The following is a 9,512-nucleotide window of genomic DNA, read 5'->3' on the forward strand; positions in this document are numbered from 1 at the left end:
CCAGCCGGAGAGCGCCATGCAGGTCGTGTCCATCATTTCAACGAAGGGCGGCGTCGGCAAGACCACGACGGCCGCCAACCTGGGCGGGCTCGCCGCGGACGCGGGCCTGCGCGTGCTGCTGCTCGATCTCGACGTGCAGCCCACCTTGTCCTCCTACTACGAACTGACCCAGCGCGCGCCGGGCGGCATCTATGAGCTGTTGGCCTTCAACGAGCGCGACCTTGGCCAGCTCGTGTCCCGCACGATCATCGCGGGCCTGGACCTGGTGCTGTCCGACGACCACCGGGGCGAGCTGAACACGTTGTTGCTGCATGCGCCGGATGGCCGCCTGCGGTTGCGGCATCTGCTGCCAGCACTTGCTCCCCTCTACGACCTGGTGCTGATCGACACCCAGGGCGCGCGTTCCGTGCTGCTGGAGATGGCGGTGCTCGCCTCCGATCTCGCGCTGTCGCCCGTCACGCCGGAGATCCTCGCGGCACGCGAGCTGCGGCGCGGCACCATGCAGTTGCTCGAAGACATTGCGCCGTACCGGCACCTGGGCATCGAACCGCCGCCGCTGCACTTGCTCATCAACCGCGTCCACCCGGTGTCCGCCAACGCACGGCTGATCCAGCAGGCCTTGCGCGACCTGTTCCAGGACAGCGCCGGCATCCGCGTGCTCGCCACCGACGTGCCGGCCATAGAAGCGTATCCACGTGCCGCAACGCGCGGCCTGCCGGTGCATCGGGTCGAGCACCGCCAGCCGCCCGGCAGAGTCGCCCCTGCCGCGCTCGACACGATGCGCGCGCTCGCCAGCGAGTTGTTCCCGCAATGGCAGGACCGACTGGCTCAAGTATCCGGCCGCCCGCAGCGACCTCTTGATCCTGGGAGGCCCCATGGCGAACGCACATGAGCTGGCCCGCGGCCACAAGCGGCTGCGCGCCCTGATCGAGTTCGCGGTCGGTGAGGGCTGGCACGTCAAGCGCACGCCGGGCGGGCACCTCAAGTTCACCAAGGCCGGCTGCGCGGCGATCTACACGAGTTCGACAGCGAGTGACCACCGGGCCGAATTGAACGCCCGTGCGCAGATCCGCCGCGCCGAGCGAGAGGCCCGCATGGCGCCGGCCGGCGGTCGTGGGGACTGCGAGGGGTGCGGCCATGGCTGACATGACCTCGCAGGACATGGCAGGCAAGCTGCTCGCGGCCGGCTTCGAGCGCAGCGGCCCAGCGGCTACGGCCTTGAGCGACCCGATCGCGGACACGCCCATGGTCGTGACGCTGGACCAGTTGCGGCCCTACGACCATGACCCGCGCATGAAGCGCAACCCGGCTTACGAGGAAATCAAGGCATCCATCCGCGAGCGCGGCCTGGACGCGGCGCCGGCCATCACGCGCAGGCCCGGCGAGGACCACTACATCATCCGCAACGGCGGCAACACGCGACTGGCGATCCTGCGCGAACTCTGGTCGGAGACCAAGGAAGAACGCTTCTTCCGCATATCGTGCCTGTTCCGACCATGGCCGGAGCGCGGTGAAATCGTCGCGCTGACCGGGCATCTTGCCGAGAACGAACTGCGCGGCGGCCTCACGTTCATCGAGCGCGCGCTCGGCGTCGAGAAAGCACGGGAGTTCTACGAGCAGGAGAGCGGCGCCGCCCTGAGCCAGTCGGAACTGGCCCGCCGCCTGGCGGCCGATGGCTTCCCCGTCCAGCGGTCGCACATCACCCGCATGGCCGACGCGGTGCGCTACCTGCTGCCCGCCATTCCCACTGTGCTCTATGGCGGCCTGGGGCGCCACCAGGTCGAGCGGCTGTCGGTCATGCGCACGGCCTGCAAACGCACCTGGGAGCACTACGCCAAGGACCGTTCGCTGCCGCTGGACTTCGACAGTTTCTTTCAGGAGGTGCTGGCGCAGTTCGACACGCAGGGCGACGAGTTCGCGCCGCAGCGCGTGCAAGACGAGCTGATCGGCCAGATGTCCGAGCTGCTGGGCATCGGCTACGACGTGCTGGCGCTGGACCTGACCGAATCGGAAAGCCGCCACCGGGCGCTGGTCAGTGACCCGACGCCACCTGCGGCGCAGCCGGCGTTGCCTTCGCCCACCGCCGGCACGCCGACTCCGCCGGGCGCAGCATCGTCCATCGCCACGCCTGCAGCGGCGGCCGGTCCTCCACCCGCCAGCCCTCCGGCGTCCGAGCCCACCTTGCGCCACGACGACACGGCGGTTGGCGAAGCGGCCACGGGAAGCCAGCCGGCCGCACCGGGCGATCTGCTTCGCGAGCACATCGTCTCGCCAGCACCGACGACAGAACGGCTCCAATCGATCCAGCGCATGGTCGCCGACCAGTTGGGCGATGCGCTGCCGCCCGACTTCTCGGCGAGCGTGCTGCAGTCCATCCCGGTGCAACTCGGCGGACTCTATCCGATCTCCGACGTCTGGTACATCGACGCCGGCCTGGACACGCCCGATCGGCTGCGCATCCACATCGCGCAGTTCGCGCGCGAGATCGCCGGGGAGGCAGGCCTGGACGAGTGCATCGAGGATCGCGCCGATGGCATCGGGTTTGCGTGCCGCGCCCGCGGCCAAGCCCCGTCGCCGCTCGGCCGCGCGGTGCTGACGCTGCTCACTTCCCTGACGGGTCAGCCCGTCGCCGAAGCGGGCCTGGACGGCGCGCAGCTCGCCGCCGACCTGCCGACCCTGTTGCACGGCCAGAGCCAAGGCCATGGCAGCGGCGCAAGGCGCTTGAGCGACACGGCGTTGGTCAAGCTCTTTCGGCTGCTGCGCCTCGCCCGGCGTCTGCTGGACCTGGAAGCCGGCACCACGGCGCCCGGGACGTGAGCGAGGGAGGCCGCATGTCCACATCGCATCCGCTCAACCAGGCCGTGATTGCCCAGGCGCTGTATGACCTTCGCAACGGCCAACTGCGCCGCTGCAAGGCCATGGGCTTCGGCGAGGCCGAGCTGGATGCGCTCAAGCACCCCGCGCTGATCAGCGTGCTGGCCAACGCCAGCGTCTCGTGGTGCTCGGTCACGGTCAACCGCGAAGTGCTGCAGCGCCTGCTCAACCAGGCACAGGACGTGGAGAAGGAAATCGCCACGGTCGATCGCATGCTGCGGCTGGGGGCCAGCACGGAGATGGTCAGCCGCTTCTATGGCCTGACCCATCAGGAAGTCGCCCTGCGGCGGGAGATCCTCGGCCTGCCCAAGCGCAAGGGGCGCCACCCCGTCCTGGACGAGACCCAGGACACCGAACTGTGGCGGCAATGGAAAGCCGTGACCAGCAGCAGGAACGTCGATCTGGAGGACGAGACCTCGATTCTCGATGCGGCCATGGACCTGGCCGAGGGCATGTCGCTGCCGCTCTCGGTGGTCTGGGCCGCGATCAGGAACTGGGTCGATCAGGGATTGGGCTAGGCCATGGCCGTGGACGACACCGCCCCACGAGCCCAGCGCCCTGGCCCCATCGCACTCGCCGACCTGTTCGACGCTGCGCTGAAGGACCTCGCGCCCAAGTCCAGCTCTGGCGCTCCCGCGTCCCTGCCTGCTCCAACGCCCACGCCTCCTACGTCCGGCGACGCCTTCCTGTTCAGTGGCAATCGGCACGGGAGCGTGCCGCGGCGGCTGTTCCTCGACCGCCGCCTGACACCGCTGGAGCGCAACGCCTGGCAGGTGTTCCGATTGATGCTCAACGACGATGGCGTCACGGCATTTCCCACCTATGAGCAGTTGCGCCCCTGGCTGGCGTCGATGCCCTGCGCAGGCCAGGCCTCCCATGAGACCGTGGCGCGGGCGCTGACGCTGCTGCGCCTGACGCGCTGGCTGAGCCTCGTGCGACGACGGCGCGACCCCAAGACCGGTCGCATCCTCGGCAACCTCTACGTCCTGCACGACGAACCGCTGACGCCGTTCGAGGCGATGCAACTCGACGCCGACTACCTGGCCCTGGTCAGCCAGTCGCTGGGGCATTCGGCCAAGGCCGTCCAGGTGGTGGGACTCAACACCCTCCAGGAGATCGCGGACGACCCGATGCTGTCCGGACGCACCTTGCCGTCGCGGCTGCAAGTGCTCGCCGAGCGCCTGGCCGACCAGGGCATCACCGCCTCCGAAAGTTATCCACAGGAGGATGCGGTCCACGATTCCGAAGAAGGGCCCGCGAGCCTTCTTCGGAATGGCGATCGCCCATCTTCGGAATCCGAAGCAGGGCCGAAACCCGCGCCAGACGGCGCTCTTCGGAATTCGAAGCAGGACCGTACAGTACGTAGTAGTCATATTGATGAAGTACGTACTACCGCGCAGGCGCGTGCGCTGGGCGACCTGCAATGGCCCAAGCGCTTCGCGGAACTGAAGGCGGAACAGCAGGCCGGAGCCAAGATGGCGTTGCAGCAGGTGGACGCTGCCCTGCGGCAGGCCGTGCTGGACGAATGGGCCGCACGGTGCGGCAAGCATGGCATCCGCAACCCCGCCGGTTATCTGTTCGGCATCATCCAGCGCGCCATGCGCGGCGAGTTCAATGCCTGGGCCAAGCAGACCGGCCCGGCACCGCCAACACCATCGGCGGCGCGAGCGCCACCAACCGAGCCGCCGCGCAACGTCGTGCCGCCCGAGGTGGCCCGGCAGCACATCGAGCGCCTGCGCGATCTGCTGCGCAAATCCTGAGCACAGGGCTTGTCAAAGCCGTGAAGTAGATCTCCATGGCGGTCGGCAGAAACGGTCCCCTGGGGACGGCTGTGCGGTGAAGCGCCGGGCGACGGCGCGACATGCTGCGCAAAACCTGAGTAGAGCGCATGCAAGACCATGAAGCAGACCTCCATGGCGCTCAACGGAACGGTCCCCTGGGGACGGCTGCGCGGCGAAGGATCGTGTCGAACGGCAGCGCGACGTGCGGTGCAGCACGCATACCGTCAACAACCGAGGACGGGAACGCCGATGTGAGTGCCCATCTGCGGAGCGGTCCCCAGGGGACCGTTGCGCGCTGCGCCGCCAGCGCGCACAGAACCGGGGGTCGGCTCATTTCGGTTTGTTGACTGACTGCCTTCCGCTGCATGCGGATGCTGGCGGCTCCCTGTCCACCAGCGAGCGATCACCATGGCAACCAGCAACGAACCATTGCAACTCAACCTCGGCTCCCTGCGCAGCGCGATGTCGCTGACGCTGCACACCCACCACGCCTCGCGCATCTGGCATGGCCGCGCCGCCGCCGAGGGGCGACCGGGCATCGTCGGCCTGAACGGCTACATCGCCGTCATGAACAAGATGAAGCGCGGCTCGGAGCAGGACGACCCATACAGCGACTGGTGGATGCTTCGCATCGAAGACAAGCTCGACCAGACCAGGACCACGCTGCAGACGCTGCGCGACCAGGTGGACCAGGCCCTGGCCGGCGTGCCCGCCGCGTTGACCCTGGGCGAGAACCTCAACGTGCAGCCCGTCAAGCTTCCGCTGTTCGTCAATGCGCAGTTGGGCTTTGCCGCCGTCTATCTCCTGGCCGACTACGACGACATCGCGCGCAAGCTGATCCTCGCCCACCACACCGCGCTGATCGATCGCTCGACGTTGGAGCGCTGGCTCAACGAAGGTGCCCACGCGCTGCGCAGCCTGTTCAGCCTGGCCCAGCAATACCGCTACTCGGGCTGCACCCGCGACGACTTCGCGGCCAAGAACGCCGCAGCTCGGGCAGCATTGGAGAAGTTCGGCGAACTGCCGCAGGACGTGCTCGAAGGCATGCGCCGCTCGAAGTTTGCGCCGCCCGTCGTGCGCCGTGGTCTGCAACAGCGTGGTGATAGCGCTGCCGCAGCCGCATCTCCCACCGACGAAGGCGCTGCCGCCGATTCGGCCGAGGCCAAGTCCACAGCCGCCGGCGAGGACGAACCGGCATGAGCGACCCGAACCGCGAACCGCGCTACTTCCGTCGTCTGGAACAGCCAGCCTTCATGCGGCTGGAACACGCGGCCTCTCTAAAAGGCCTTTTAAAGCCTTTTAAAGGTAAAGGGGACTTCGAGGCCTGGGCCAGCCAGTGCTTCGCCATGCGCGACGAGTTGATTGCCCTGGCGCAGCGACAGGTGCTGCCACAGGCGTGCGGGCATCCCTTCCACCTGCTTCCCGTCGAGCTGGCCCAGCAGACCACTGGCGCAGGCACGACCTTTCTTCGCTGGCGCAAGCACGATCGATCGGCCATGGGCGTGGCGTTGTGGCAGGAGCTGATGGCGAGCCCCAGCACGCCGGTCAACCTGCTGCACGACCTGCACGAGATCGAACTGCAGCGCGTCATGCTGAACATGCAGATCAGCCTGCTGCACACCCTGGGCAGGCAAGCACAGGAATGCGCCAGCAAGGCCGCGCAGGCGGACAACACCTACCTGCGCCGGCTCGCGTCCGTTCCTGCCGCAGTGCGCGATCGGTGATTGCGCCTGCCATCCGAGCACGCGCCCGAGCCCAACGAGGCACGGGTATTTCAACCACCACGGAGATTCCAACATGAGCACACAATTCATCGGCGAGGGCAACATCGGATCGCCTCCCGAGTACCGCGAATTCCCCAATGGCAACGACGATCCTCGCCGGTTGCTCCGGCTGAACGTGTACTTCGACAACCCCGTCCCCACCAAGGGCGGCGAGTTCGAGGACCGCGGCGGCTTCTGGGCGCCGGTGGAACTCTGGCACCACGACGCCGACCGCTGGCAGCAGCTCTACCAGAAGGGCATGCGGGTGCTGGTCGTCGGCCGCATGGAGCGCGACCCCTGGACGGACAACGAAGATCAGCCGCGTGAGACTTGGCAGGTCAACGCGCGCAGTGTCGGCATCCTGCCGTACCGCATCGAGTCTGTGGCCCTCAGCCCGAAGCCACAGGAGGCAGAGCCGAAGCCCCAGGCCACCCAGGAATCGACGGCGCCGAAAGAGACCAAGCGCAGGAAGTGATCGGGCATGGAGGGCGGCTGCCGCAGTGCTTCGCCGCCCTCCATGCGCTGCGAATTATCCCCAGGGGATAGCTCCACCAACGTCCACCGAGTTCCACGCGCGCTCCCGGAAATCGCGGCTCTCGGCCCGCACACTTCCGGCCACGCACCTTCCCCGCACTCGCCATTTCATCGGCGTGAAAGCGGTCGCTGCCGCATGCGGCTTGTTTGCTGCTGCCAGGGGCTGCGCTCGGCATCCTCGATCCCAGCAACTCCATGAACAACAGGAATCGGGATGGACGGATATGCGGCTGTTCTTGTGCGAGAAACCCTCCCAGGGCAAAGACATTGGCCGGATTCTCGGCGCCACGCAGCGCGGTGAAGGCTGCCTCAACGGTTCCGGCGTCACGGTCACCTGGTGCATCGGCCATCTCGTGGAGGCGGCGCCGCCCGAGGCCTACGACGAGCAGCTCAAACGATGGTCCGTTGAGCAGTTGCCCATCATTCCCCAGCACTGGCGGGTCGAGGTCAAACCGAAGACCGCCACGCAATTCAAGGTCGTCAAGGCGCTCTTGGCGAAGGCGACTCACCTGGTTATCGCCACCGATGCCGACCGCGAGGGCGAATTGATCGCCCGCGAGATCGTGGAGCTTTGCGGCTACCGCGGCCCCATCGAACGCCTGTGGCTGTCGGCGCTCAACGATGCGTCCATTCGGGCGGCACTGGGCCAGCTGCGGCCTTCGGCCGAGACGCTTTCGATGTACCACTCGGCGCTGGCGCGCTCCCGTGCGGATTGGCTCGTGGGCATGAACCTGAGCCGGCTGTTCACGGTGCTGGGGCGACAGGCGGGTTACGACGGCGTGCTGTCGGTCGGCCGCGTACAGACCCCGACGCTCAAGCTCGTTGTGGACCGCGACCGCGAGATCGCGCGCTTCGTGTCCGTACCATACTGGGCCATCGCCGTGTCCCTGTTCGCAGGCGGTTCGACTTTCGCCGCGCAATGGGTTCCACCCGATGCGTGCACCGACGACGCAGGCCGCTGCCTGCGGCAGCCGGTCGCACAGCAGACCATGCAGCAGATCCGCGCTGCGGGCAGTGCCCACGTCGTGTCGGTGGAGACTGAGCGTGTCCGCGAAGGCCCGCCGCTGCCGTTCGACCTGGGCACCTTGCAGGAAGTGTGTTCCAAGCAGCTTGGGCTGGACGTGCAGGAAACCTTGGAGATTGCCCAAGCCCTGTACGAGACGCACAAGGCCACGACGTACCCCCGCTCGGACTCCGGCTACCTGCCCGAGAGCATGTTTGCCGAAGTGCCCACCGTTCTCGACAGCCTGCTCAAGACCGATCCCTCGCTGCGCTCGATCATGGGCCAGCTCGACCGCTCGCAGCGCTCGCGCGCCTGGAACGATGGCAAGGTCACGGCGCACCACGGCATCATCCCGACGCTCGAACCGGCGAAGCTCTCCGCCATGAGCGAGAAGGAACTGGCCGTGTACAGGCTCATCCGGTCGCATTACCTGGCGCAGTTCCTCCCTCACCACGAGTTCGACCGCACTGTGGCCAAGTTTTCGTGCGGGGGGCAGAACCTGGCGGCCACGGGCAAGCAGGTTGTCATCCCGGGTTGGCGCCAGGTGCTCGCCGAGCCGCAGGCCGAAGACGGTGATGGCGAGGGCGATACTGCGGTCCGCGCCCAGGTGCTGCCCGCGCTGCCGAAACTGTATGAGGGCCTGGCATGCCAGGTGGCCGACGTCGATCTCAAGGCACTCAAGACGCTGCCGCCCAAACCGTACACGCAAGGCGAGTTGGTCAAGTCCATGAAAGGCGTCGCCAAGCTGGTGTCCGATCCCCGCCTGAAGCAGAAGCTCAAGGATACGGTTGGCATCGGCACCGAAGCGACGCGGGCCAACATCATCGGCGGCCTGATCGCTCGCGGCTACCTCGTGAAGAAGGGGCGCGCCATCCGCGCCTCGGATGCGGCTTTCACTTTGATCGATGCCGTGCCTGCGGCGATTGCCGACCCTGGCACCACCGCCGTCTGGGAACAGGCGCTCGACATGATCGAGGCCGGACAGCTCACCCTGGACGTGTTCATCGGCAAGCAGGCCGCGTGGATTTCGCAGTTGATTGCGCAGTACGGCAGCGCCTCCCTGTCCATCAAGGTTCCCCAAGGGCCGGCATGCCCGCAGTGCGGCGCACCCACGCGCCAGCGCAGCGGCAAGAGCGGCCCGTTCTGGTCGTGCAGCCGCTACCCGGACTGCAAAGGCACGCTGCCAGTCGAATCCGGCAGCTCCAAGCGCGGCGCCTCGCGCCCGCGCCGTAGCGGCCGCAAAGGCTCCTGACCGCCCCCGTTCCCCGTGAGCCGTGCCCGCCTTCGGCGGCGTGGCCCCTGTCCCGCACTCCGCCGCATGCCCTGCGGGACGCCCAGCGCGCAACGCCTTCTTGATCCGTGTGCGCGTCCCGCCCAGCCGTCCCCGGCCGCGGGACCTGAAGGTAGCTTCTCTGCGAGCCGCACCACGCGCGTTCTGTTGATCTGCGTTTCTTCCGCCCTCTGCGAAGGGTGTACCCGTGGCGTGGCCGGGGGGGCGCGCCACCCGGGGGCCCATGGGGGGGGGCGGGGTTGGGTGGCGGGGGCCGCCGGGGGAAA

At 67.7% G+C, this 9,512-nt stretch carries 9 protein-coding genes; all 9 read left to right on the forward strand.

The window, feature by feature from the left end:
- Window positions 1–16: 16 nt before the first annotated feature.
- Window positions 17–892: a ParA family protein gene (locus ACVOLI_RS14950; protein WP_003098988.1), complete on the forward strand. Its 876-nt coding sequence runs from the start codon at window positions 17–19 to the stop codon at window positions 890–892.
- Complete coding sequence (locus ACVOLI_RS14955; RefSeq protein WP_003050422.1) at window positions 876–1,145, forward strand: hypothetical protein; 270 nt, start codon at window positions 876–878, stop codon at window positions 1,143–1,145. The genes ACVOLI_RS14950 and ACVOLI_RS14955 overlap by 17 nt, the downstream gene beginning before the upstream one ends.
- Window positions 1,138–2,817 carry a ParB family protein gene (locus ACVOLI_RS14960; RefSeq protein WP_003098985.1) on the forward strand — a complete coding sequence of 560 codons (1,680 nt, stop codon included), beginning with the start codon at window positions 1,138–1,140 and terminating at the stop codon, window positions 2,815–2,817. Before ACVOLI_RS14955 ends, ACVOLI_RS14960 begins: the two co-directional genes overlap by 8 nt.
- A 14-nt stretch (window positions 2,818–2,831) precedes the next feature.
- The gene (locus ACVOLI_RS14965; protein WP_003090097.1) at window positions 2,832–3,392 is read left to right on the forward strand and encodes a DUF2857 domain-containing protein; all 561 of its coding nucleotides are present in this window, start codon (window positions 2,832–2,834) and stop codon (window positions 3,390–3,392) included.
- 3 nt (window positions 3,393–3,395) lie between these two features.
- Window positions 3,396–4,634 (forward strand): STY4528 family pathogenicity island replication protein, encoded by a 1,239-nt coding sequence (locus ACVOLI_RS14970; protein ID WP_005408896.1) that lies wholly within the window; start codon window positions 3,396–3,398, stop codon window positions 4,632–4,634.
- Between the two features lie 429 nt (window positions 4,635–5,063).
- Window positions 5,064–5,855 (forward strand): PFL_4669 family integrating conjugative element protein, encoded by a 792-nt coding sequence (locus ACVOLI_RS14975; RefSeq protein WP_003098981.1) that lies wholly within the window; start codon window positions 5,064–5,066, stop codon window positions 5,853–5,855.
- Window positions 5,852–6,379: a DUF3158 family protein gene (locus ACVOLI_RS14980; RefSeq protein ID WP_003098978.1), complete on the forward strand. Its 528-nt coding sequence runs from the start codon at window positions 5,852–5,854 to the stop codon at window positions 6,377–6,379. The genes ACVOLI_RS14975 and ACVOLI_RS14980 overlap by 4 nt, the downstream gene beginning before the upstream one ends.
- A 73-nt stretch (window positions 6,380–6,452) precedes the next feature.
- Window positions 6,453–6,893 (forward strand): single-stranded DNA-binding protein, encoded by a 441-nt coding sequence (locus tag ACVOLI_RS14985; RefSeq protein ID WP_003098976.1) that lies wholly within the window; start codon window positions 6,453–6,455, stop codon window positions 6,891–6,893.
- 283 nt (window positions 6,894–7,176) lie between these two features.
- Complete coding sequence (locus tag ACVOLI_RS14990; protein WP_003098974.1) at window positions 7,177–9,207, forward strand: DNA topoisomerase III; 2,031 nt, start codon at window positions 7,177–7,179, stop codon at window positions 9,205–9,207.
- Window positions 9,208–9,512: the final 305 nt, after the last annotated feature.

The organism is Stenotrophomonas sp. STEN029, assembly GCF_056760015.1.